Source organism: Alicyclobacillus kakegawensis NBRC 103104 (assembly GCF_001552655.1).
In the GTDB taxonomy this organism is placed as follows: domain Bacteria; phylum Bacillota; class Bacilli; order Alicyclobacillales; family Alicyclobacillaceae; genus Alicyclobacillus_G; species Alicyclobacillus_G kakegawensis.
This window is the reverse complement of record NZ_BCRP01000004.1, coordinates 103,866-127,089: the sequence shown is the minus strand read 5'-3', so window position 1 is coordinate 127,089 and position 23,224 is coordinate 103,866. Positions and strand designations below refer to the sequence as shown.

20 protein-coding genes are annotated in these 23,224 nt (G+C 61.2%); 8 read left to right on the top strand and 12 right to left on the bottom strand.

All coding sequences use genetic code 11. The features are described 5' to 3' along the window. The first annotated feature begins 124 nt into the window (after positions 1 to 124). Positions 125 to 1,456 (top strand): beta-aspartyl-peptidase, encoded by a 1,332-nt coding sequence (gene iadA / locus AK2_RS04645; protein WP_067931884.1) that lies wholly within the window; start codon positions 125 to 127, stop codon positions 1,454 to 1,456. A gap of 6 nt (positions 1,457 to 1,462) precedes the next feature. On the opposite strand, the gene AK2_RS04640 is transcribed toward iadA, so the two are convergent. After that, positions 1,463 to 2,452, bottom strand: a complete 990-nt coding sequence (locus AK2_RS04640) for a 2-hydroxyacid dehydrogenase (RefSeq protein WP_067931881.1) — start codon at positions 2,450 to 2,452, stop codon at positions 1,463 to 1,465. A 71-nt stretch (positions 2,453 to 2,523) separates the two neighbouring features. On the opposite strand from AK2_RS04640, the gene rnz reads away from it, so the two are divergent. Further along, the gene (gene rnz, locus AK2_RS04635; protein ID WP_067931879.1) at positions 2,524 to 3,480 is read left to right on the top strand and encodes a ribonuclease Z; all 957 of its coding nucleotides are present in this window, start codon (positions 2,524 to 2,526) and stop codon (positions 3,478 to 3,480) included. On the opposite strand, the gene AK2_RS04630 is transcribed toward rnz, so the two are convergent. Continuing rightward, positions 3,428 to 4,096, bottom strand: a complete 669-nt coding sequence (locus tag AK2_RS04630) for a sulfite oxidase-like oxidoreductase (RefSeq protein ID WP_067931877.1) — start codon at positions 4,094 to 4,096, stop codon at positions 3,428 to 3,430. The two genes, rnz and AK2_RS04630, sit on opposite strands and share 53 nt — an antisense overlap. A gap of 225 nt (positions 4,097 to 4,321) precedes the next feature. Between AK2_RS04630 and AK2_RS04625 the strand changes: the two genes are divergently transcribed. Further along, complete coding sequence (locus tag AK2_RS04625) at positions 4,322 to 4,969, top strand: SGNH/GDSL hydrolase family protein (RefSeq protein ID WP_067931875.1); 648 nt, start codon at positions 4,322 to 4,324, stop codon at positions 4,967 to 4,969. 137 nt (positions 4,970 to 5,106) lie between these two features. On the opposite strand, the gene AK2_RS04620 is transcribed toward AK2_RS04625, so the two are convergent. Then, positions 5,107 to 6,327: a C40 family peptidase gene (locus AK2_RS04620; protein ID WP_157076223.1), complete on the bottom strand. Its 1,221-nt coding sequence runs from the start codon at positions 6,325 to 6,327 to the stop codon at positions 5,107 to 5,109. Between the two features lie 455 nt (positions 6,328 to 6,782). Between AK2_RS04620 and AK2_RS04615 the strand changes: the two genes are divergently transcribed. Then, complete coding sequence (locus AK2_RS04615; RefSeq protein WP_067931871.1) at positions 6,783 to 7,415, top strand: CAP domain-containing protein; 633 nt, start codon at positions 6,783 to 6,785, stop codon at positions 7,413 to 7,415. Here AK2_RS04615 and AK2_RS17725 read toward each other — a convergent pair. Beyond that, a complete protein-coding gene (locus AK2_RS17725) occupies positions 7,403 to 7,729 on the bottom strand; it encodes a Fe-Mn family superoxide dismutase (RefSeq protein WP_067931869.1) in 327 nt (108 codons plus the stop codon). The genes AK2_RS04615 and AK2_RS17725 overlap by 13 nt on opposite strands. Before the next feature lie 135 nt (positions 7,730 to 7,864). Continuing rightward, positions 7,865 to 8,881, bottom strand: a complete 1,017-nt coding sequence (locus tag AK2_RS04605; protein ID WP_067931867.1) for an aldo/keto reductase — start codon at positions 8,879 to 8,881, stop codon at positions 7,865 to 7,867. Between the two features lie 292 nt (positions 8,882 to 9,173). Between AK2_RS04605 and sigK the strand changes: the two genes are divergently transcribed. Next, positions 9,174 to 9,920 (top strand): RNA polymerase sporulation sigma factor SigK, encoded by a 747-nt coding sequence (gene sigK, locus AK2_RS04600; RefSeq protein ID WP_439645082.1) that lies wholly within the window; start codon positions 9,174 to 9,176, stop codon positions 9,918 to 9,920. 114 nt (positions 9,921 to 10,034) lie between these two features. On the opposite strand, the gene AK2_RS04595 is transcribed toward sigK, so the two are convergent. Together AK2_RS04595 and AK2_RS04590 are read right to left on the bottom strand one after the other, a co-directional pair. Further along, on the bottom strand, positions 10,035 to 10,841 hold the full coding sequence (locus tag AK2_RS04595; RefSeq protein ID WP_067931864.1) for an ABC transporter permease: 807 nt from the start codon (positions 10,839 to 10,841) through the stop codon (positions 10,035 to 10,037). A gap of 19 nt (positions 10,842 to 10,860) precedes the next feature. Continuing rightward, positions 10,861 to 12,471: a glycosyltransferase gene (locus AK2_RS04590; protein WP_067931862.1), complete on the bottom strand. Its 1,611-nt coding sequence runs from the start codon at positions 12,469 to 12,471 to the stop codon at positions 10,861 to 10,863. Between the two features lie 208 nt (positions 12,472 to 12,679). Between AK2_RS04590 and AK2_RS04585 the strand changes: the two genes are divergently transcribed. Further along, positions 12,680 to 15,166, top strand: a complete 2,487-nt coding sequence (locus tag AK2_RS04585) for a YfhO family protein (protein WP_067931861.1) — start codon at positions 12,680 to 12,682, stop codon at positions 15,164 to 15,166. 106 nt (positions 15,167 to 15,272) lie between these two features. Here AK2_RS04585 and AK2_RS04580 read toward each other — a convergent pair whose 3' ends face one another. The 3 genes from AK2_RS04580 to AK2_RS04570 form a co-directional block, all read right to left on the bottom strand. Then, positions 15,273 to 16,478: a S1C family serine protease gene (locus tag AK2_RS04580; protein WP_245632772.1), complete on the bottom strand. Its 1,206-nt coding sequence runs from the start codon at positions 16,476 to 16,478 to the stop codon at positions 15,273 to 15,275. Between the two features lie 73 nt (positions 16,479 to 16,551). Further along, the gene (locus AK2_RS04575) at positions 16,552 to 18,660 is read right to left on the bottom strand and encodes a dynamin family protein (RefSeq protein WP_067931859.1); all 2,109 of its coding nucleotides are present in this window, start codon (positions 18,658 to 18,660) and stop codon (positions 16,552 to 16,554) included. Further along, positions 18,657 to 20,219 carry a dynamin family protein gene (locus AK2_RS04570; RefSeq protein WP_067931857.1) on the bottom strand — a complete coding sequence of 521 codons (1,563 nt, stop codon included), beginning with the start codon at positions 20,217 to 20,219 and terminating at the stop codon, positions 18,657 to 18,659. The genes AK2_RS04575 and AK2_RS04570 overlap by 4 nt, the downstream gene beginning before the upstream one ends. Before the next feature lie 190 nt (positions 20,220 to 20,409). Here AK2_RS04570 and AK2_RS04565 point away from each other — a divergent pair, with 190 nt between their 5' ends. Together AK2_RS04565 and AK2_RS04560 are read left to right on the top strand one after the other, a co-directional pair. Then, positions 20,410 to 20,763 (top strand): hypothetical protein, encoded by a 354-nt coding sequence (locus AK2_RS04565; RefSeq protein WP_067931855.1) that lies wholly within the window; start codon positions 20,410 to 20,412, stop codon positions 20,761 to 20,763. Positions 20,764 to 20,896: 133 nt separating this feature from the next. Then, a complete protein-coding gene (locus AK2_RS04560; protein ID WP_067931853.1) occupies positions 20,897 to 21,943 on the top strand; it encodes a tetraprenyl-beta-curcumene synthase family protein in 1,047 nt (348 codons plus the stop codon). Here the strand turns inward: AK2_RS04560 and folB are convergent. Together folB and AK2_RS04550 are read right to left on the bottom strand one after the other, a co-directional pair. After that, positions 21,940 to 22,308, bottom strand: a complete 369-nt coding sequence (folB, locus tag AK2_RS04555; RefSeq protein ID WP_067931851.1) for a dihydroneopterin aldolase — start codon at positions 22,306 to 22,308, stop codon at positions 21,940 to 21,942. The genes AK2_RS04560 and folB overlap by 4 nt on opposite strands. Continuing rightward, positions 22,301 to 23,212 carry a glycosyltransferase family 2 protein gene (locus tag AK2_RS04550; protein WP_169794728.1) on the bottom strand — a complete coding sequence of 304 codons (912 nt, stop codon included), beginning with the start codon at positions 23,210 to 23,212 and terminating at the stop codon, positions 22,301 to 22,303. Before AK2_RS04550 ends, folB begins: the two co-directional genes overlap by 8 nt. Positions 23,213 to 23,224 lie beyond the last annotated feature (12 nt).

The window sequence follows — 23,224 nt, the reverse complement described above, 5'->3', positions numbered from 1 at the left end:
GAGGCTCACACGGCGACTTTCCCGGCGGGGTTGCCAATCCACTTTGCGAGCGATTCCATCCTGGCGTCCCCGGGTAGACTACCCGGTATCACCCCCACGGTTGACAGGAGGTATTCGCTCGTCCATGCTCACCCTCATCAAAGGGGCCACCGTCTACGCCCCGACCCCTATGGGCAATAAGGACATCCTGATGGCGGGGAGACAATTCATCGCCATCGCCGACAACCTGTCGCTGCATGGCGTGTTGCCGGACATCCAGCAGCTGGACGGACGGGGCCTGTATGCGTTCCCGGGCTTGATAGATCAACACGTGCACATGGCCGGCGGCGGCGGGGAAGGCGGGTTTCACTACCGCACGCCGGAGATCGCCCTCAGCCATCTGACAACCGCCGGTGTGACAACCGCCGTGGGCGTGCTGGGAACCGACGGCGTCACGCGCAGTACCCGCGAGCTCCTTGCCAAGGCCAACGGCCTTGAGTTTGAGGGCATCACCACCTACATTTACAGCGGCGCCTACCAGGTCCCCACACGCACCATCACGGGCACACCGCGGTCCGACCTCGTGCTCATCGACAAGGTGATAGGTGTTGGAGAAATCGCGATTTCCGATTCCCGCTCCAGTCATCCAACCCGGCACGACATCGCCGAGTTGGCGAGTGAGGCGCGCGTCGGGGGGCTATTGGCGGGCAAGGCTGGGGTTTTGCATCTGCACGTGGGTGATGACGACTCCAAACTGGACATCCTGTTTGAGGTCCTGGCCCAAACGGAGCTCCCTCGCTCGGTGTTTGTCCCCACCCACCTCAACCGCAACCCCGATCTGCTGCGGGAGGCCATCCGTTACGGCCGGCAGGGCGGATTTGTCGACGTCACGTCGGGAATTCGTCCGGATGAGCACGACCACATCTCCGTCAAGCCGGCGCGCGCCGTTCGTCAACTGCTCGACGCCGGAGTGCGACCGCAGCTCATCACCATGAGCTCAGACAGCAACGGCAGCTCCCCCATCTTTGATGAGCAGGGGAAAATCGTCGCGATGGGCATCGGATCGATTGCGACCCTGTGGGAGGAGACGCGCGACATGGTGGTGGAAGAGGAGATACCGGTAGAGACAGCCGTCTCCATCGTCACCCGGCACGTCGCGCGGGTGCTGAAGCTGGGCCACAAGGGAATGATCCGCGCCGGGCTGGACGCCGACCTCATTCTCACCGACGAGAAGTTTCAAATCCAACACGTGTTCGCCAAGGGCCAACAAGTGGTGGAGAATGGAAAGCCCGTTGTATTCGGGACGTTCGAAAACGCCTCCGCCGTCCCCGGGGCTCCCGGCAGCAAACCGGCTGCCGGGAAGGAGGATAAACAGCGAGGGCGCCACATGGTCAGCCCCGACGAGGACGATCCGGACGACTTCCCGGATCCGCACGAGCGCCAGCGCCTCAGCCGGCGACGGCAGTACTGCTGCTGATGGGCCTCAGGCGCGGGGGAGCCTGTTGGTCGGAGTCACGACCGGCGTCGGCGGCGCGTGCCCGCCCAGCACCGCCAGGATGTTGTCCACCGCCAGGTGGGCCATAGCCAGCCTCGTTTCGACGCTGGCGGACCCGATATGCGGCAGCAGCACCACGTTGTCCAACTCCAGCAGAGGGTGCTCGGGCGGCAATGGCTCCTCGGCATAGACATCGAGTCCGGCTGCGAAGATCTGCCGCCGCCTCAACGCCTCCACGAGCGCCTCTTCATCGACGATGGGGCCGCGGGCGGTGTTGACAAACACGGCTGTTCGCTTCATCAAGCCAAAGGCGCGCCGGTCAAACATGCCACGTGTTTCGGCTGTCAACGGCGCCAGAGCGACCACAAAATCAGCCGTGGCCAAAAGCTCGTCAAATGGACAAAAGGCCGCCCCTGACGCCTGTTCCGCCTGTGGGCGGCGATGGCGGTTGAAGTACAGGATGTGCATGCCAAACCCGGCGGCGCGCCGGGCCAGCGCTTCCCCAATGCGTCCCATGCCGACAATCCCCAGGCACTTGCCGTACACATCGACTCCGGTGTAAGAAAGCAGGCTCCACGCTCGCCACTGCCCAGCGCGCAGGCTCCGCTCGGCGCTCGGCAGCTGGCGGGCGGCGGCCATCATCAAGGCGAAAGTCAAGTCGGCGGTGGTCTCCGTCAGGACATCGGGCGTGTTGGTGACCACGACACCACGCCGTTCAGCCTCCGCCACGTCGATGTTGTCATATCCGACCGCCAAGTTGGCGATTACCCGTAACTGAGGTCCCGCCGCATCCATCACCTCGGCGTCCACCCGGTCGGTCAGCATGCTGATGATGCCGTCGGCGCCCGCCACGTCGGCCAACAGCCGAGCACGTGGAACCGGCTCGGCGTCATTCGGGTAAAATGAGACGTGGACAGACGACTGCAGGCGTTTCATTACCTCGTCGGGCAAGCGGCGAGTGACGTAGACAGTCGGCATACTTTCACCCCTTATCCAATCGCGTTGGATTGATTTCGTTCCGGTTGCCGCCGGAGACCGGAGGTGCCATCATGCGGCTGTATTTTCTCGGCACCGGCGCAGGGGTGCCCAGCAAGCGGCGCAACGTCAGCTCCCTGTGCCTGCGCCTGGAAGCGGAAATTGGTCAGGTCTGGATGTTTGACTGCGGCGAGGGTACGCAGCATCGCGTCTTGGCCAGCCCCATCCGCTTGAGCAAGCTGACGCGCATCTTCGTGACCCACCTGCATGGAGATCACATTTACGGTTTGCCGGGGCTGCTGGCCAGCCGTTCCTTCCAGAGCGCGGAGCGGCCGCTCCACGTGTATGGTCCTCCCGGCCTCGGCGACTATCTAGAAGCCACGCTGGCCGCGAGCGGGGTGCACCTGACCTATCCGCTGAATGTTCATGAACTTCGCGATGGCCAGCGGCTTGCGGCAGACGGCTTTTCGGTTCACGTGCGCGCGCTGAACCACGGCGTGACCTGCTATGGCTATCGGATCGTCGAGCCGCCAAAGCCCGGCCGCCTGCGTCGTGAATCCCTGGAGGCGCTCGGAGTGCGCCCAGGCCCTGTGTACCAGGATATCAAACAAGGGAAAACGGTGCGGTTGGCAGACGGGCGTATCCTGCATGGGCCTGATTTTGTCGATCCGCCCGCGCCTGGCCGCACCGTTGCCATCATGGGCGACACCCTTCCCTGCCCGCAGACGGTGGAATTGGCGGCCGATGCAGACTTGCTTGTGCATGAAGCCACTTACGCGCAGGCGGAGGCAGCGCTGGCCTTGACACATCACCACAGCACCGGCATCCAGGCGGCGGAACAGGCGCGCCGGGCGCGTGTGCAGCGACTCATACTCACGCACCTGAGCTCTCGCTACGAACCTGACCGGGAGCAAGAACTGCTGGAGGAAGCCCGCTCGGTCTTCCCTCGCACTGAATTGGCCTGCGACTTCAGCGAGTTCAGCGTTCCCTCGTCGGCGGCGCCAAGCCACGACGGACCCGTGAACGAATAGTCCGGTAGTATTCGTCGGTCGTCGGGCCCGTACCCATCCACTCCGGGTCATCCCGAAACCGCTGTTCCTGCCATGGGTCTCCGTACAGGTGATAGCCGTATTGCTCCCAAAATCCAGGCACGTCCTCGCGCAGAAACTCGATGCCGCGCACCCACTTGACACTCTTCCAAAAGTAGAGGTGAGGCACTACCAGGCGCAGCGGCCAGCCGTGTTCAGGCGTCAAGTCCCTGCCATCGTGCCGGTAGGCGAAGAGGACCCCCTCCCGCAACAAATCTTCCAGAGGCAGATTGGCGGTATAGCCCTGCTCTCCGTGCACCAGCACGTATTTCGCGGCCGCATCCACCTGTACGAGGTCCATCACGTCGCGAAAGGAGACCCCTTCCCAGTGGTTGTCATACCGCGACCATTGGGTGACACAATGGATATCCGACGTGCTCGTGGTCACGGGCAGATTCCGGAACTCGTTCCACGTCAGCCGCTTGGGTTCCCGGACCAAGCCGAAGATGCGAAAATCCCACGTCTCTAGGTCCACACTGGGCACGCTGCCGGCATGTAAGACAGGCCACTTTTCCGTCAAGAACTGACCTGGGGGTAGCCGCTGCTGATTTTCTTCCATGCACGCATGCCTCCTCTCTCTGCATCGAGGACGCCACAGCCTCATCCGCCCTTGCCTGGCCGCAGAACATCAGCCGGACCGCACGAATCCCGCCACCCCATCATCGCTCGTCCCCACTATACCATATCACTCTTGTGTGTCTCCCGTGCAGTTATGGGGGACAGGGTCCATCTATCGGTGTCGCTGGACGGATTTTGACATGCAATACAAGGGGGAGGTGATGTGATGCACGGATTCACCGCACTCGGAGACTCCATCACAGCTGGGCGAGACGCCACGTCGCCAGGCAGGGCCTATCCTGGACTGACCGCAAGCTTGCTTGGTAAGACAGGCCGCCCCGTCGTCGCCCACGTGTTGGCGGAACCCGGTTGGACGAGCGCCGCCCTGACTGCTGCCGTACTGGAGAACCCTATCCTGCCGCTGCGACAATCGGACGCGGTAGTGGTTTGGATAGGTGGAGATGACCTGGCGTACGCCGGTCTGCGCATGCTGCGGGGAGCCCCGTCAACCATCGTGGCCAAAGCACTCACAGCCTACGCGAAAGACCTGGCATTTCTCTGCCGTCTCATTCGCAAGGTCAGCAACGCCCGGATTCTGGTCTGCACGCAGTACAACCCATTTCCGAACTCCCCGCTGGCCAGGGACGCTATCGGCAAACTGAATCACACCACAAAACAAGTCGCCGCAACCGCCGGTGCCGAGTTGATGCCTGTGCACGCATGGTTTTCCGGCCGGCAACAGGCATTCATCGCAGGCTACAGGTCTGGAAGGATTGAAGACGCCTTGGCCAGTCCGGTGCTGCCGATTCATCCCAACGATGCCGGCCACCGGATGATTGCGGAACACCTGGCCCATGCCCTCGCCATGAGCTAGAAGACAACGCGCCTCGGCCTCCATCAACGGATGCCAAGACGCGTCCCTGTCTCCTGATGAAAAGAGGCATCACCACACGGTTTGGGTTGCCTTCCCGCTGAGCTGTTTCCATCCAGCGCAACGGTCACCCGCACCTGTCAGTGTACGATGCGCCGGGCGCCTATGTACGCATTGGCCCAATATCCAGAGGTAATATTAGCCTCCCTGACACCGCTGCTCGGCGATTGCGCGCTCACCATCTCACCGTTGCCAATGTAGATGCCCACATGGGACGCCCCGCCACCGTCGGTGCTGAAGAACACTAAATCGCCTGCCCGCAAGTCGGACTTGGCGACCGGCGTCCCCATGCCAAATTGGGCGTACGACGAGTGTGGCAGGCTGATACCGAATCGGTTGTACACGTACATGACCAGTCCGGAGCAATCGAAGGAATTTGGACCCGCAGCTCCCCAAACATAACGGTGACCGATGAACGACTCGGCATAGACGGCGATCTCGCTCCCATTCCCCGACGGCAATTCAGTACTGGTCGTCGGCGCCGGTGTCTGGGACGCCCCACCGCCCCCTGCAGAATTCCCGCCGGTCGCTGGTGCGGACGAAGCGGACGCCTCGGCTGCTGACCGCTGCGCCTCCTGCTTCAATTCCTGGATTTCACTCTGCGTCATGCCGATTTGATCCTGCAACTGGGCGCGGCGCAGCTCTTGCAGGTCCAGACCGCGGCTGACTATGGACAGGGATTGCTTTTGCTCATTTTGCAAGGCGAGATTTTGATCGCGCAATTCCTGCAACCGCTGTACCTTGGACTTCAACTGCTGGAAGGAAGCTTCCTGAGCACGCTGCTGCTCCTGCAACTGCGCCTGCAATGCCGCCACTTGGTCGGCCAACTGCTTCTCGGTGCGAGAGACTTGAGAAAGCGCCTGCAACCGCGTCAAGAGATCATCCCACGAAGTGGCCTTGAAGAGGACCTGCAAATAGGGGACTTGACCATACTCATAAGCGGCTCGAAGCATCTCTCTCAACTTTTGCCTATCTTCCGTCAACTGTTTCTGGTTCTGCGCCATCTGATTCATGAGTCGATCCAACTTGCCGCGGATTTCATCGACCTGGCGCTGGCTCGCTTCAATCTGTTGGTTCATCGAATCGATATGTGCCTGATAATCGTCGATCTTGCTTTGAATCGCATTCGCCTTGGCCCGCTGGCGGGCGATTTCGCTGGATACCTGGTCCGCCTGAGACCGCAATTGGTTGAGCCGCTGCTGCTTATCGCTCAGATTGTCTGCCTTCACCTGCGGAACCAACACGGACACGGCCACCAAAGCGCCACTCAGGGAAACCATCAGCTGTTTGCGCAACCGCAAGACGCCAACCCCTTCACCCAAGAGTTTTTTCTGACCGTTCCTATGCCTCCTCGCACGTGCGGACGCATACTGAACATCCCACGAATGAAGCCACGGGTGTCTTATTTCGACGTGTATCGCGGAATTCCTGCCGCTGGCGTCGGGAATTTCACAGTGTCCCCGTTTCTCTTACAAGATCGACAGAAGAAGACCCAGATAAGTGTGCCCATCCCCATGTGTTACCGGCTACGGCCAGCCGTGAACGCGGCGCGGCCCAACGTGCCGTAAGCAAGCGCGCACTTTCGCCGCAACTGCTTCGCCGCAGTTGCGGCATACACAGATCCTTCCAAGCACATGTCGAAATCGGGGGACCTATTGAGAATGTTTGTTCTTCCTGATATTGCTGGTAGGAATTTGGAGAGACGGCGGTTACCATGAACGTAACATGTCGAATCCACCTGAGAGGAGTATGCCGGATGAAAAAGCCATTGCTTGCTACTGCCGCGTCCATCGCCGCCCTGGTGATGTTTGGAACATCGGCCTACGCCTCGACGTCCGCCACATATGTGGTTCGCCCCAACGATACCCTGTGGCAAATCGCGCACAGCCACGGAGTCAGTCTGAGCAGCCTGATTCAGGCCAATCCGCAGATCCAGAATCCAAACTCGATATGGGTGGGAGAAAAGATTCAGCTGCCTGCTTCCGGCCAGACGTCTTCCAGCCCTTCGATACAACAGCAGTATGCAACTGAGGTTGCCAACCTCGTGAATCAGGCGCGAGCCAAAGCAGGGCTGAAACCGTTGACGGTCAGCGCCAAGCTGTCCGCGCTGGCCATGCAGAAAGCCTCCGACATGTACCAGAACCACTACTTCAGCCATATTTCACCGACGTACGGATCGCCATTTGACATGATGCAGAAGGAAGGATTCTCCTTCACATACGCAGGCGAAAACATCGCGGAGGGTCAAACCAGCCCGCAACAGGTCATGCAGGATTGGATGAACAGCCCTGGGCATCGCGCGAACATCTTGAATGCCCACTTCGACACCATCGGTGTCGCATACGACCACGGGGTGTGGGTACAAGAGTTTATCGGTCACGGGCAATGATCTGCCGCTGCGGAGAGAAACGGGTGTGAAGACGTGGACTGGTCCGTCACGGACATGGGAACTGTGTGTCCACGACGGACCAGTCCAAGTTTTTCAAAAGACGCTGTGATATACTCGCTTCGATTGGTGCCATAATTGATGTAGTATGCGTGCTCATATACATCCATCGGCAGAATGGGTGTGGACTGAATCACGTGCCCATCCTGTTGGTCATCCGTGATGTAAATGAAGAGTTCGTTTCGGACCAGGTCATGGGCCAGAATGGCCCAGCCTCGGACGGAGTACCGCCCTTGCCGCCCAATTGTTCGAAGCACAGTTCGTGCAGTTTGGATCCGTTGAGGACAAAGCTTTCGCCGCGCTTTAGGGCACGAACTTCAATGTGGCGTTCCCCTTCGTCGATGCGCGATGGAAAGCGTGGTTAGCCCCCTGATGGACTCCGCTGGATTCGCTTACATCCGGCCCGACCGCTGCTGCTGCTCGGCTCCTTCGTCATAAGGGTACGAGACGGGGAGGTGGCTGGCTTCGTCCAATTTTTCTATCTGTTGGGGGGTGAGACGCCAACCACTTGCACCCAAATTGTCTTCCAATTGCTCCATCGTACGGGCCCCGATGATCGGAGCCGTTACAGCCTTACGACTGAGCAGCCAGTTGAGAGCCACTTGAGCCGGAGATTTTTCAGCCTCCCGTGCGACCGAGAGAAGGGTGTCTATTACCTTCCAGGTAGTCTCGTTGTTGTACTTGCTCCAGGCTTCACCCCAACCGTGCTTGTCCGCCTGTTCAATGCGGGTATTAGCGGGAGGTTCGGTCATCCCTCGGCGGAACTTGCCGCTCAACCAACCACCCCGCAGAGGACTCCAAGGAATCACCCCTAGTCCTTCGGCTTCGGCCAACGGCAGGAGTTCAAACTCTGTGGCTCGACACAACAGGTTATACTGAGGCTGGAGCGAAACAAAGCTGGCCCAGCCATGCATGCGACTGGTGTAAATTGCCTTCTGCAGCTGCCAGGCGCGGAAGTTGCTGGCTCCAATGTAACGGACGTACCCCCTGTGCACCAGGTCGTTAAGCGCGCTCAGCGTTTCCTCGATGGGAGTCAGGGGATCCCAAGCATGAACCTGATATAAATCAATGTAGTCGGTCCCCAAGCGTTGCAGACTGGCCTCAACTGCATCCATGATATGCTTGCGTGTCAGGCCAATGTCGTTAGGGCCGTCACCCATGGCAAACCGCACTTTCGTGGCAATCACGAAATCACTTCTGTCTTTTCCCTTGAGCCAACGCCCGACAATCTCTTCAGAAATGCCCCGACTGTATACATTGGCCGTGTCGATGAAGTTACCACCGGCTTCAACAAAGCGATCCAGCATACGATGGCTTTCCGTTTCGCTGGCCTCACGACCAAACGTCATGGCTCCGAGACACAATTCGCTTACTTTTAATCCTGTTCTGCCCAACAAACGGTATTCCATACGGAAACTCCCTACCTTCAAATGGAATTGGTTATATTACCGCCAGGCATTTCATGCAAGCGGCGTTTTTATTCTAGATTGAGACAGTCTATTGATGAAGTAGTGAGTTTATTTTAATCTTATTACACGTGTGATACTAACTGATATAAAGTAAGTGAGAATGTTCAAGCGGAGCGTAGATGACGCTGATTGTGAAACCGGATATCGAACCTTGAACAATCGCCCAAACCTCCCCCGCACTTGCGGCATACACTGATCCATCCTGAGCCCCACGCGCGGAGGTGTCGTGCGATTGCTGTCTTTAGCCTATGGCGCCCTTTCCTGCATGCGTGACCTCACACTGGCGACCGGCTACGTCAGCCAGTCGTTCCCACAACCATTGTCCAAAGAAGAAGAACAAGCCTATTTCGAACGGTGGCGACAGGGGGACCGCGAGGCGTACCAGGTCCTGATTGAGCACAACCTGCGCCTGGTGGCCCATGTCGCCAAGAAATTTGACTCCTCCGGCATCGACCACGACGACCTGATCTCCATCGGCACTGTCGGCCTGATCAAGGCTGTCGAAACGTATCAACCGGCGAAAGGCACGAAGTTTGCAACGTATGCAGCGCGCTGTATTCAAAACGAAATCCTCATGCAGCTGCGGGCGCTCAAGAAGACGCGCAAGGATGTATCCCTTTACAGCCCCATCGGAACGGATAAAGAGGGCAACGAAATCACAATCTCGGATGTTCTCGGCTCGGAGGCGGATGAGACCGAGGAAGAGGTCAACAAACGGATAGAGATTCGCAACATGATGAAGCTGATGGATATCCTCGATGAGCGCGAGCGGAAGGTGATTGAACTGCGGTTTGCCTTGGCTGACGGCCGCGAATGGACGCAAAATGAGGTGGCGGAAGAACTGGGCATTTCCCGCTCGTACGTGTCGCGGCTAGAAAAACGGGCACTCCTGAAGATGTTCCACCAATCGTTCACCGGGCAACGCAAGCGGCGGCCGTTTGTCTATCGGCCACCGTCCGACGGTACACGACACCCCTAACATCTCTCGTCGCACTTGCCGCCGTTTGCATCGGCCCAGGCGCCGGAGTCAACCTCCTCCCGCCGCCTGGGCTATGTCGGGGAGGTCACGGCACAGACCGGCAAAAGACCGGTATTAGACGTAATCCATCAACCGCTGGCGAAGCTTCATATGTACGCGCGCCCCAATGACCCAGGCGAACGCGATGAACAGCCAGAAATACAGTGTGTATTTCAGGTGCACCAGACAGTACCAGGAGGTCCCGAGCAGCGCCGCCCGGTAGCCCTCCACGACATAGACCAGCGGGTTGAGCAGCATCGCGTCACGCAGCACCCCCGGTAGGTGGTCGGATGGCCACAAAAGCGGGGTCAGGTACAGAAGCACACGCAGAATCGACTGGACAATCTGCTGTACATCCCGAACTATGGTCGCCAGGGTCGAGGTCAACAGCGATATGGACACCAAGAGCGCCAACAGAGCAAACATGAAGTAGCCCAACTGTACCAGATACAGCGTCGGCCCATGTCCAGTCCAGGTAAAGATGACAAGAACAATAGCCAACAAGATCCAGTGTTGATACAAGTGCCTGACAATGACGAACGTGGGCACCACACTTATCGGGAAACTCATACGCGCCACCGTCTGCAAACGTGTGTGCAGTGCCCGTGTCCCCTGCATGGCTGCCGCGTTGAAGAAAAACCATACCACCATGCCCGACAGCATCCAAATAAAGTAAGGCACGCCGTCGACGCTGTGGCCGCGCCGGATGCCGATGCCGAATACAAACCAGTAAATGGCGATTTGAATCAGCGGATTGATGACCTCCCACAACACCCCCAGATACGCGTTGGTATACTCGGTTTTGAACTCAAACATCGACAGGCGGCGAATCAGGTAAAGGTTGCGGCAGTGCTCGCGGACCACCATGATGGTTGACGACATACGGCTTCCCCCATTTCGGTCAGGTTTCCTTCTGCCGCAGCGGCGCGACCACGGGTTCCCAGGCCGGACTCGTCTCGAAGGTGCGGGACCGCTCCAAAGCCGCAAACAATCGTTCCCAGAGCGGTCCGATGACCTGTTCCGCATAGCGGGTTTGGATTTCCATGCGGGCTCGCTCCCCCATCGCCTGAGCGCGCTCAGGATGCAGGAGCAGCTCCGACAGACGTTGGGCCAACTGCTCTCTGTCCCCCGGCGGGACTAAATACCCGGTTTCGCCGTCGCGAATGATGTCTCGCGGTCCGTAGTTGATGTCGTAGCTGACGACCGGCGTCTTGTTCCACATCGACTCGAGGATGACCAGGGAGAAACCCTCAAACTTGGACGTCAACAGCATTACCGAAGCTTTGCGAAAAACCTTTTCCACCTGCGTCACGTAGTGCATCAAACGCACCTTGTCGCGCAAGCCCAGGTCGTCAATCCATTTTTGCAGGTCCGCTCGGCATGGTCCCTCTCCGTAGATCTCCAGACGGGCCTCTGGGACGGCCTGAATGACGCGCGCAAAGACCTGAATGGCCTCCTCAATCGCCTTCTCGGGATTCAAGCGGGACACCATGACCACGGTCTTGGTGTCCCGCTCCAACAGCATGTCCTGCATGGGCGTGACCGAGTGTGGAATCACAAACACGTTGTCACGTTGGCCGTACTGACGAACGACATCGTCGTACTGCGACCTGGTGGGAACAACTAGCGCATCCAGTTCGTGCAGGTGATCGAGGATCGGTTGATAGCTCTTCTTCACCGGACTGCCGAATGTGTACGGCGCATTCAGGTGCGTCGAATGGGTGGGATAGATGCGGTAGCAGGCATCTCCGTCCATCGCCAGAACCTTAGGAGCGGACCCGATGCCATCGCAGATCAGGAACGGACGTGTGGCCTGGCGCCGGCACAGGTCGTTTAGCCAGGCGACATGAAACGAAAATTCATCCCGAAACAGCCGTTCCTCCCCCGTGAATCGGTCATACAGCGTGATTGCAGCCATTTGCCCGTTCTCGGGCATGTACCAGCGGGTCAAGAACACAAACCCATCAGCCGTACAATACTCCACCTTGCTGGGCTGGCCAAGCTCTGGATGGAGATGTTGGCGGACGGCTGCAAACCCTTGCCGATTGTACAGGAGACGCAGGACGGGACGCTCCTTTGCATCGTAATAAACCATGGTTGTCAAGCGCCCAGACTTATTCCACTGTTTGCTCTTGACCATGCGCCCATCGCGATAATAGTGAGCTGTGACGCCTTGCCCAGTTTCCTCTCGGCGTACGCGAAAGCCGCGTTCCGCTAAGCGTTTTGCCCGCCGATACCGCCAGCGTGTCAACCTCCAACCGGGGCGACTCATGCGTGTTCGATAGTCCTCATAAAGATTGATGATGCCCACCCGCGGCCCAAGTCGTCCCAGCTCGCGCAACCGCTGGCGGATGCCGATGTAGTCCCCCTCATCCAGGGTAACCAAATCCACGTGGTGGCCCATTTCGCTCAACATTTTGGAACGATTCAGCATCACTCGCGTCATGCCGCCGGTTTCGACGCGGACTCCATGCATCAGCATGAACACCCGATAGGTCTTTGTCTGGCTCACGACAGACTCCCTCACTTGGACGGATCCGTCCCGGTTTTCTGCACCACCGTGCAGTACAGCCAGAACCAGCCTACGACGCCAATCTCAACAGGAATTCAAAAGGGGATAAGCGGAAAGGAAAACGGTGAGACGATTGGCAGGGACTGGACAATGAACCTCGGTTTCTTGGTAAGATAGGTTCCAGAGTGCACAGCAAAGGGGGGCAACCATGAACACGACGCTTGCGCGCACACGTCGGCATGGTCCTTCTATCCTGCTCGTGCTCGCGGGTGTGCTGCTGGCGTTTCCAAACTGGGCCACACCGGGACAACCGGCGCTGGACGACCTCAGCCACCTGAACGCGCCGCAGCGCATGTTCTTGGCCTGGGCGTACCAACACCTTCAGGTTCCGCTGTGGAACCCCTTCAGCTTCGCCGGTCAACCGTTCTTGGCCGCTGGCCAGTCGGGGCCGCTCTACCTCCCCAACGTGATCTATCTGCTGCTGCCCGTGGCCAAGGCGTTGACAATATCCACCGTGATGCATGCGGCGCTGTGCGCTGTCGGCATGTACGCGCTCGCCTATGACCTGACCCGGCGGCGCCTGCCGTCGGTCGCCGGCGCGTTGTGCTTTGCCGCCTGCGGCTTCTTTGTCGGACATCAGGTGCATACACAAATGTTCGACACCTTGGCCTTTCTTCCATTGGTGACGCTCTCGCAGCGGAGGCTCTGGAATCGGCCAACCGCCGTCCACGTCGTCGCTTTGGCGACAGTTCTCGCCCTGGAGGTGTATGCAGGCCATCCGCAGATGGTGTTCTACACCGCCATCGTGCTGCTCATCGACGCCGCGTTTCACCTTCGCCCCTATCGCCGCCAGGTCTGGCTGGCGTGGCTAGGCGCTTTGACACTCGCGGCCCTGCTCTCGGCCCCCCAATGGGCCAACACCTTGGACCTTATGCTGTACTCAGACCGTGCCCACGCCGGGGCGTCCTTCCTGCTTCAAGGCTCATTGTCGCCGTGGGCCTTCTTGCAATGGATAGCGCCGGATACGGCGGGCGGAGGCTGGAGCGGGTCCCACTTTTCGGCCATGGCGTTCGAGCGAATGTTCGGTCTGCAGTTTTGGGAGAGTTGGTGCACCATCGGGCTGGTTGGCTTCCTATTCGCCCTGGCCGCCGCCTGCGCCGGTTGGCGCCAGGGCATGGACGTGCCCGAATGGACAGTGGGAGCTGTTGTTACCAGCCTGCTCGCTTTGGGCGGAAACGGACCTTTCTTCTGGGCGCTCACCCACCTGCCTGGGTTCGATTTGTTCCGCGTCCCGGCCCGGTATATCGGCCTCACCGATTTTTACCTCAGTCTTTTGTGCGCCGTGGGTCTTCGTTTGTGGCAATCACCTGCGCACCGCCCCTGGTTTGGACGCGCTGTGCGCTATGTGTGCCTCGTCTGCGCCAGCGCCCTGATCGCGAGCCGACTGGCAGGCCCATTGAGCCAGGCGCCGGTTTTATCCGTGCTGACGCCGCTGGCGACGGTCCTCGCCATCGCCGGAGTTGCGAGCCTGACAGCCCCGTTGGCGCGTACCGCGTCTCTGGCGGCGGCCGCAAGCGCAGTCCTGCACGCCTCTCTCACAGCCACAATTGTCAATGCCAAGGCGGCCCCGTACACCTCCCCGAGCCCTATCGTCACCTGGTTGGCGCACCACACCTCAAGTTCCGTTGGATTTCCGCGCATCGTGTCCCTGGGGGAGACCGATGTGGAACTGGACGAGGGATTGTCCCGCCGATTGCCGATGGTGAACGGTTACGACTCCCTGGAGCCCGCATGGTACTCCAACCATGTCGGCCTGACTTGGACGGACACCGTCTTCTTGAACCAACCCAGAGCCTTGGCAGACAGCCTGGGCGTGCGCTACATCGTCGCTGCGTCCGGCTACACCCCGTTCCAAACGGAAAAACCAGGGCATCCGACGCAGTGGTCCGGCGTTCTACCCGCCCTGCCTCCAGGGACCAAATCTCTGGCCATACAGTTGCGCCGCCCGCCCTATGCGCCAAGCTACGCCTGGATAGAACAGACCTGGTTGTCGGTGACCGTGACCGCTGCAGGTCGGTCCAAAACGTACTGGATTCGCGGCTTGCCCGCATCGGAATACCTGATAGACCTTCCCCGCGATTGGCCGCGCACCGTGCAAACGAAGGTGTCTGTTGTCAACCAATCGTGGAACGCCAATGTGCCCCTCGGTTCGCTTGTCGTCCTGGGGAGCGGACGAGCGCCCGTCCGGGAGAACGTCGGTGTCACGTTGTCTCCACAACCATGGACACCGGTGTTCAGTGCGCACGGCCAGACCATCTGGAAAAACCCAGATCCGGTGGCGCCGGCATGGTTTGCCCGACGACCAGAGTGGTACCCGGGATGGCAGGCGGAAACGGCACACCGCGTAAAGTGGGGTCTCAACCGGCAAGTGTGGCAGGTCGACGCCCCATCGTCCGGCTGGTTTGTCCTCTCGCAAATGTTCGATCCGAACTGGCATGCGACGGTGGATGGACGGTCGGCTTCCATCAAGCGTGTGGACGGTGTGCTCACGGCGGTCAAGGTCGGACCGGGCCGCCACCGCATCGTCCTCACCTACCGCCCGCTCATGTGGCGGCCAAGCCTGGCGTCAGCGGCAGCCGGCCTGCTCATTTCCGGTTTGTCCATCGGGGTGGCGAGCGCGCGAAAACGGCCCTGACAGCTTGGCCCCTGCCGTTGGCAGGGGCCTTGCGACGAGCAGGCGTGGCACCAGGCTTATGCTCTGGACCATCTGAGAGCCAGGAAGACCGTCGGCTCTCGGGGGTTCACTGTTGACTGCTCGGCCATGTGCCAAGCGTGACCGGGACGGTCAGGGAACGGTGACCGCGGATGACGCCCAGGTTCACTTTCGTCCCGACTTTGTACTGGGAGATAGCGGTTGTCAGGTCCGCCACCGAGCCAACGGATTTGCCGTTCACAGACACAATGATGTCGCCGTCCCCTTTCGGTTTCTTGCTCGGGTTGGCGCTTGTGTCCCCATGGATGCCGGCCTTCGCCGCCGGCCCCCCCTTGGTCACCTGCATCACCAGCACGCCGGTGGAGACAGGAAGGTGGAACTCAGCCTGTACAGTCGGATCAATGTCCAGGGCGCTGATACCCAGCCAGGGATGCTGCACCGGTTGGCCGGACAATAAGCGCGGCAGCACCTGCCGCAGGCGGTCAATCGGGATTGCAAACCCCACCCCGACCGAGCCCTCGACCGGACTCTCAATAGCCGTGTTGATGCCGATAACATCCCCCTCGGCGTTAAGCAACGGCCCGCCCGAGTTGCCCGGGTTGAGCGCGGCGTCTGTCTGCACCAAGCCGCTCAACACGTGTCCATCCTCGGTCGGCATGGACCGGTCCAGCCCGCTGACAATCCCGGCCGTAACGCTGCTGGTCAGTTGGAACGGATTGCCAATCGCCACCACCAGTTGGCCCGGCTGCAGATTCTGGGCCGAGCCCAGCGGCAGCGGCCGCAGGCCGGAGATACCGCTGACACGGACCACCGCCAGGTCGTCCAAGGCATCTGTTCCTATCACGACGCCTTTGTACGTCCTTTTGCCTATCGTGACAGCAACCATTTTCTGGCCGTTCACCACGTGGTTGTTGGTCGCGAAATCCCCTTGGTCATCGATGAGAAACCCCGTGCCCACATCCGCCTGTGGCTGGGATTTGCTTGATTTCGACTGTATGGAGGTGATGGTCACGACACTGTCGCGGGCGTTGTTATAGATGCGGGTCACCACATTCGCTTCTCCCACTTCAGGTGGCAGGTACTGTGCCCCCCCGTTCGATCCGCCCGCCTGATTTCCCATTTGTGTGGATGGCGCGGCCCCGCCGCCGTCGCCAACACGGTTGCCCGCAATCCAAAATCCCGCCGTGGCAACTCCCACGACATAGGCGGCCAACAGGCTGGAGAAAAACCAGCCCCAGCGCCGGCGAGGGCGAGGCGATTCCCAATCGTCAAACCCATCCCATGATCCCGACACGTGTATCCCTCCTGCGCTCATCATACCGTAAACGGCCGGGATCGGAAAATGATTCGCGATCAGCCAGAACCGCTCACGCGTGCGCCGCCAGTTGAGCCGCGAGCGCGCGCCGCAAATCGTCCGCCAGGCCTTCCCACGCCTCCAACGGCTCGCGCTCCGCCCGCGAGTCGTCGGCTGTGCAGGGAGAGTTGAGCACGGCAGCCACCAGGGCCCGATACTGGCGCTGGAGAGCGAGCACAGCGGCGTCAGTCATCGGGCCGGTCAAATTGGCCAGGTCCTCCCGCACCGCATCGGCTGCCGCCTCGGCCATCCCTTGGCGCATCGCGTCCTGCCCGCCGCCCTCGAAAAACGATTTGGCCGATTGAAACCCCTTCAGATAAGGAATCAGCGGCTCGGCATCGAGCCGAGACCGGTACGCCTGGTCAGCCAGGGACACAAGCGCCGCGTCCGGCAGCCCGTCAGCCACATCAGCGCGGCCAACGGCCTCCAAATCCCTGGCCAGCGCCGCCCGCTCCCGTGTGTATAATTGTTCTGCATAGGTCCCCAGGCGCAGGGCCAGGGTGCGGCACTCCATCTCCACCTGCCGCCGTAGCGATTCCACCAGCTCCTGCAAGGCGGCCTGCAGGGCATCTGAGGCTCGGGTGAGGCCTTGAAAGCGACCGGGATAGAACGCCTCGCGGAACAACTGAGTGAAGCGGAAGCGAATCCGTTCGCCTGCATGGAAAACCAGTTCCTGCGCTTCTTGGCGCAGCCTGCGGGACGGCTCGTCCTGGCCTGCATCCAGCGCCTCGCCCATACGCTCCATCTCTTCCCAAATGGCCCGCCGCCGCGCCGCGAGCTCCTGACGGTCGTGTTCCGACGCCGCCTCCGCCGCTCTCACCTGCTCGATGCGGGCCGCCACCCGAGACTCTAGACTGCGCAGAGTGCGGACGACGGCGTCCACGGCCATCTCTCGCGCCTGGGTGGTCAAAAAGCCGCTCAGGTCCCGCTCCAACGTGGGCACCCCGGACTGCTCAAGCAGCGCGGGTGCATCCGGCGGCGCAGACTCTCCGAGGCGGGTGCGCAAGAGTTCGACGATGGCCGGATTGTCCGGTTGCCGCTGCAGTTGGCGAGCCGCATAGGCGAGTTGGCTGGACACCTCGTAGATGCGAGGCTGACGGATGCCCAATTGACGCAGCTCCTCCAGCACCCGCTCGCGCACCGCTTGTCGTTCTTCCTCGGACTGAGCCAAGTCCACGGCGTTGATGACCACGAACAGCTTGTCCGCGCCAACCAAGTCCTGGACCTCAGCCAGTTGCAGGAGAAAGTCTTTTTCGGCTCGGGACAGCGCGTGCGTATAATACAAGACGAACACGATGGCGTCCGCCAGCCGCATGTATTGGAATGCGACATCGGTGTGGCGCCGGTGCACCGAGTCCACCCCCGGGGTGTCTACCCACACGAGCCCACGCGGCAGCCGACCGGCGAGCGATGCCGATGGATGCCACAACTGCACCCGCTGAACAAAACAGGCGTACCGTTCTTCCGCGCACAGGCGGCTCGCATCGGCTGCCGGCAGGGTCCATGTGCGGCCCAACCGGTCAGCCAGTTCCTCATAACCGGCGGCAAATGCCTTGAGGAATGACAACGTCTTGCGGCGGCCGCTCGGCACGTCCTTCGGCTTGAGCGACTTCGCCAGCTCGGCCGCCCCCGCCAACCCATCCGCCTGGCGCTGGAGGGCGGCCAAGGCCAGCGATACGTCATCCCACATCTGCGCCTCCGTTTTGGCCTCAACCCGCGCCACCGTTCCTCCCTCCGCGTCCGCTGGGGCAGGGACCGCCGGCGATGGCGCGCCCGGCTCCCCGGCGACCAGGCCGCCGCCTTGCGGGCGAGCGTCTTGCCCAGACGCCGGGGCAAAACGCAGTTCCGTGATCGCCGCCGTGGTTGGGTTGGGCGAAACGACCAGCACGGGCTCTCCCAGCACCGCATTGATCAAGCTCGATTTGCCGGTGGAAAAAGCGCCAAACACAGCCACCAGCTGCTCCTCCCGCAGCAGACGCCCCTCGAGATCAGCCAGCTCGCGGCGCCACCCCTCGGTGTAGGGGAGGCGGGACAGGCGTTCGGCAAGCGAGGCGACCATGCGTCGCAACCCGTCCACCGTCGTGTCCGGTGCAGACCGGGTTGAGTTGTGGATCTCCCTCATACGCGAATTCGCACCTCCGCATCAGGGTGTGAGACCGTATCGGAAGCGGACGACAGAGCGCCATCCGCGGACTCGCTGTGGGTCAGAGCTGCGGGCGGATCGTCCAACAGGCCGCGCAGCTCGCGCGCCGCTTCGGCGCGCTCCGCGCACAGCGCCTGCCATGCCTCCAGGACGGCTATCTTCTCCGTCAGGGTCTCCCCTTCCCGCCGCAAATCCCGGACCTCCTCGTTGAGTTTCGCGACAGCCTGTTGCTGCCAGCGCTCCACGAGCGCCTTGACCTGGGCGCGGACGTCCGCCCGGAGCGCCCCCACCACGTCTTTCACATACTGGTACGGGTACTGCTCGGAGACGAGCGCGCCTTGGCGGACCAACTGGCGCAACCATTCGTCCTCAATGGACACGCGCAGGTTGTCCACCGCGGCCTTGGTCTCATCGTCCGCCCACCGGGCCGCGGCGGCAAACTCGCGCAGGTGAGTCTGCACCGGCCACAACAGGTACTTCTCGGACCGCTCGGTCAAATCGGCGCGAAAAGCGGCCAACCGCCGTTGGCGCTCCGCTGCTGTGCGCTCCGCGCTGCGCAGCCAGCCGACACGAAAACCGGGCCGCAGGCTCTCGACAAACAAGCGCCCTTTTTCCGTGGTCTCGTAGGGAGCCACCTGCGCCAGTTCAATCTCTCGCAACAATCGCGACAGGAACTGCTCAGACGTATCCGCCAACGCATCTTGTCCCTCTTGAATTTTCTGCTGGACCTGGGAGAGTTGCAAGTGCAGCTGTCCCAGCCGGACCGAGACGTCCACCTCACGCGAGACATCCACCTCGGGCGGCAACGCCAACACTTTGCGGACAGCCATTGCGTGTTGTTGCTGGATGGCGCTGTACCTCCAATTCAAGTGCTCCTCGATGAGTTCGAGCGCCCGGTGCTCCAGTTGCGACTGGCTCGCGCCGTCGGCCAGTTCCGCCAGCCAGCGTCGCAAATCCTCCACCTGGTTGGACGGATGGTTGCGGGAACTGACAAAAAACAATCGCTCATACTCGATCTCCCAATCCGTCAAGGTGGTTTGTATCCGCTCCACAAACGTTGCAAACGGGATCTCCCACTCCAGGTGCTTGTCGATTTGATTGACAATCAGCGCCAGGCGCTTGCCGCTGCCGGACAATTGATACGCCCATTCCAGGTTGGCGTCGCTCTCGACGTGTTGGTAGTCCATCACCAGGCACACCACGTCGGCCTGATACAGCGCCGCTTGCGTGGCTTGTTGATGTGCGTCGTCAGTCGAATCAATTCCTGGCGTGTCCAACAGCCGCACACGTCCCTCCGTACCCGGCAGTTCCACCCCAGTCACCTGGGCGGTCGTGGGCACCGCGCCCGTGGCCATGGCGGGACTTCCGCACAGGTGATTGATGAGGCTGGACTTGCCGGCGGAAAACAATCCCACAAAGGCTATCACCACCTGCTCCGGCACCTCCGCCCGGGCCGCCAACTGGACCAATTTCTCTGCCGTGGCGACGTCCCCGGCCGCTTCCACGCGGGCACGCAGCCTTTGCATTCCTCTGGTCATCGGCTTCTCCTCCACTTCAACTCCTTCAAGGTATCACAGGTCGCCCCGGCGTGCCATGGAAACACCCGTCTGCTGTGCAATCCGCGCCCACAGACAACCGTCCTGCCATCCCCCGCCGCCCGCGCATACCCTGTTGCAGATGCGTTGGTGCAGCCAGCCACGCGGTGATGCCGGGAGGGGGTGCGTTCCCATGCGCTTGGACACACTGGTCAAGGTCGGGTCTTTGGCGTTCGAGGTGGCAAAGGACGAACGAGTGCGGGAAATGCTGACCATGGTGTACAACGGCGCCAAGCGGCGCGGCCTGATGGCGCCAGCAACCGGTCTGCCGGGGGGACGGCCGCCTGCATCCAAAACGTCGACACCGAGTGAACACCATCCTGTGGCATCCGGCCACGCCACACCCCATCAGGGTGCGCCCGTAAACGCCCAGCCTGATTGGGGACCAGCGTGGCCCGCCGTCAACACGTCGCACTGGCTCAATCGCCAGACCGCGCGCCGGGCCGCAGATGCAGCCATCCGCATCGGCCGCATGCTGATGCAATAAGCGGAGGAACGAGCGGCTGGGCAGGCAGCGCATACAGGCATCGGCTCGACACCGGGATCTTGGGGCATCCTAAGCTGAGCGCCTGAAGGGCGGCGCTTCGAGATGGGCGCCGCACGACAATCGGGGGGTGCCCATGCTGCAAATCCTGGCTGAAGCGAGTCCCCGCTTCCTGTACCAGTTGTTCTCGCGCGTCCTGCCGCGAGCCCGGCAGGAAATCCTGCACTGGACCGGCAGCGCGCTCGCGATCCCGGACGTAGAGTTGCGCAGGCAAGCGCTGGCCAGCCTGCGCGATAAACGGTTTCATGCCGACGGCGGCTGCGTGTACGCGGCGCTGGCCCCCAGCGGACCGGCCGACCTGGTCCGGCTCATCGTGGCCCTGCAGACCATCAGCGACTACCTGGACAACCTGTGCGACCGCACCGGGGAGTGGAATGAAGACCGTTTTACCGCCCTTCACCAAGCCATGCGTGACGCCGTTGTGCCCGGCGCGCCGGTGCGAGCATATTACGACCAGGCAGAAGACGACGGCGGGTACCTCCAGGCGCTCGTCCGCACCTGCCAGCGGGAGATTGAGCGCTTGCCTGGCTACCGTGTGGCCCAGGACCACGTCATGTGGCTGGTGGATAGGTACTGCGAACTGCAGCAATACAAACACATAACTCCCAATCTGCGCCGACAGCGCCTGATGGACTGGTTCAGCCAGCATCAGAGACACTATCCCGAAGTCCATTGGTGGGAATTCGGCGCAGCGGCCGGATCGACCCTTGGGGTCTTCGCGCTGTTTGCGGCCTCGCAGCGCCCCATCACGGAGACCGCGGCTCAATCCTTGTTGGACAGCTATTTCCCATGGGTATGCGGGCTGCACATTCTGCTCGATTACTGGATTGACCTAGCGGAAGACGACGAACACGGCGATTTCAACTTTATCGCCTGCTACCCGTCCTGGCAGGAGGCTTACGCCAGGCTGCGACGCTTCGTTCGAGAGAGCCATGAGTCGGCGCGGCGCATCGGCGGACGTCTGCACCAGCACATCGTCTGTGGGCTTTTGGCGATGTACTTATCCGACGCCAAGGCCCGCCAGAATCCCGTCGTGCGCCCGCTGCGGCGCCTGGTCCTGCTGTCCGGTCCGCGCACCTGGATGTTCTACGGCGCCTGCCAGTTGTATCGCCGCATCCGTTAAGACTGGGCGCGGGTGCGCACGATGCACACCGTTACGGCGTCGAAGACGCCCGGGATGGGCGCTCCCGGTTTTTCCACCTCCACACGCACCGCGCGCACGCGTCGGTACCGCTCCAGAATGCACTTGGCAATACGCTCAGCCACGCTTTCAATCAGGCGTGCCGGTGGCCCTTCCACCACCTGTTTGACGTCGCCGTAGACAGCCGCATAATCCACCGTCTCCGCTATCATGTCGGACCTGCCGGCCGCTTCGAGGTCGAGCGAGAGCACCAGATTCACCGTAAACCGCTGCCCCAGTTTGCGCTCTTCCGCCAGCGCGCCGTGATAACCGTAGAAGTGCATGCCCGTCAAGCGGATTTCATCCATTGCATCCCTCTCCCGTCTGCGCTTCGCCCGTGTCCCAAAGCCCTGGATCTCCATCCCAGAGGATGCGCGTCTGGGCCCGGTACGGCGCCAGGTCCGGCTGATCCAGCATCATGCGAAAGTTCATCGTCGGCAGCTCGCCCAAGCCGTGTTTGTCGGTCAGCGCCGTCAGGTACGGGCGCATGCTGTCCGGGCTAAAGGATGCCTGGCCGCCGTCGGCGTCCAGCCCGTACAACACTGTGGCCACCGGGACCCGCAGGGGTCTTGATAGCTTGTTCAGGCGCAACCAAAAATCCCAGTCCCAATAATCCCCCATCGATTCGTCCAGCCCTCCCAGCCGCAGGTGGGCGGCCTTCTTGTACAAAACGGTCGAAGGAAGCAACGGATTGTACCGGCGCAAGAGAAGATCCGCACGCTTCCAGGCAAATGCAAAACGATCGCCGACTTCAATCCGGCCGCCGCGGCGGCGCACCTCGACCAGCTCTGCATCGGTATGCGCCCATACGGCGTCACTGGACTGAAGCAGAGACCACAGGGAGGAGAGGTGGTTGGGCAGCCAGCGATCGTCGTCATCGCAAAAGGCGATGAACTCACCCCGTGCGGCCGTGATGGCCAGGCGGCGTGCGTGAACCTGCCCGCGATGCTCGGCAAGGTCGTGAAACCAGAACTGAATGTGCGGATGCTCACGCTGGACCTGTTCGACCACCGGAGCGACGCTGGCGCCACCGTCATTGACCACGCACACCTGCACGGGTGTCACCACGGCTTGCCGGGCAATCGCGCGCAGGCAGGCCCGCAGATGGGGCAGCCGATTGCGTGTGGCAATCACGACACTGATCAAAGGACATCCCAACTTTCCGACAGGATGGGCGCGAGTTTCGTCCAATCGACGCCATTCTCTGCCCATCATACACGATCC

Bases quoted from the DNA above. Each gene is read 5' to 3' on its own strand.
- iadA (WP_067931884.1), top strand. From the start codon at position 125: ATGCTCACCCTCATCAAAGGGGCCACCGTCTACGCCCCGACCCCTATG.
- AK2_RS04640 (WP_067931881.1), bottom strand. From the start codon at position 2,452: ATGCCGACTGTCTACGTCACTCGCCGCTTGCCCGACGAGGTAATGAAA.
- rnz (WP_067931879.1), top strand. From the start codon at position 2,524: ATGCGGCTGTATTTTCTCGGCACCGGCGCAGGGGTGCCCAGCAAGCGG.
- AK2_RS04630 (WP_067931877.1), bottom strand. From the start codon at position 4,096: ATGGAAGAAAATCAGCAGCGGCTACCCCCAGGTCAGTTCTTGACGGAA.
- AK2_RS04625 (WP_067931875.1), top strand. From the start codon at position 4,322: ATGCACGGATTCACCGCACTCGGAGACTCCATCACAGCTGGGCGAGAC.
- AK2_RS04615 (WP_067931871.1), top strand. From the start codon at position 6,783: ATGAAAAAGCCATTGCTTGCTACTGCCGCGTCCATCGCCGCCCTGGTG.
- AK2_RS04605 (WP_067931867.1), bottom strand. From the start codon at position 8,881: ATGGAATACCGTTTGTTGGGCAGAACAGGATTAAAAGTAAGCGAATTG.
- AK2_RS04595 (WP_067931864.1), bottom strand. From the start codon at position 10,841: ATGTCGTCAACCATCATGGTGGTCCGCGAGCACTGCCGCAACCTTTAC.
- AK2_RS04585 (WP_067931861.1), top strand. From the start codon at position 12,680: ATGAACACGACGCTTGCGCGCACACGTCGGCATGGTCCTTCTATCCTG.
- AK2_RS04575 (WP_067931859.1), bottom strand. From the start codon at position 18,660: ATGAGGGAGATCCACAACTCAACCCGGTCTGCACCGGACACGACGGTG.
- AK2_RS04570 (WP_067931857.1), bottom strand. From the start codon at position 20,219: ATGACCAGAGGAATGCAAAGGCTGCGTGCCCGCGTGGAAGCGGCCGGG.
- AK2_RS04565 (WP_067931855.1), top strand. From the start codon at position 20,410: ATGCGCTTGGACACACTGGTCAAGGTCGGGTCTTTGGCGTTCGAGGTG.
- AK2_RS04560 (WP_067931853.1), top strand. From the start codon at position 20,897: ATGCTGCAAATCCTGGCTGAAGCGAGTCCCCGCTTCCTGTACCAGTTG.
- folB (WP_067931851.1), bottom strand. From the start codon at position 22,308: ATGGATGAAATCCGCTTGACGGGCATGCACTTCTACGGTTATCACGGC.
- AK2_RS04550 (WP_169794728.1), bottom strand. From the start codon at position 23,212: ATGGGCAGAGAATGGCGTCGATTGGACGAAACTCGCGCCCATCCTGTC.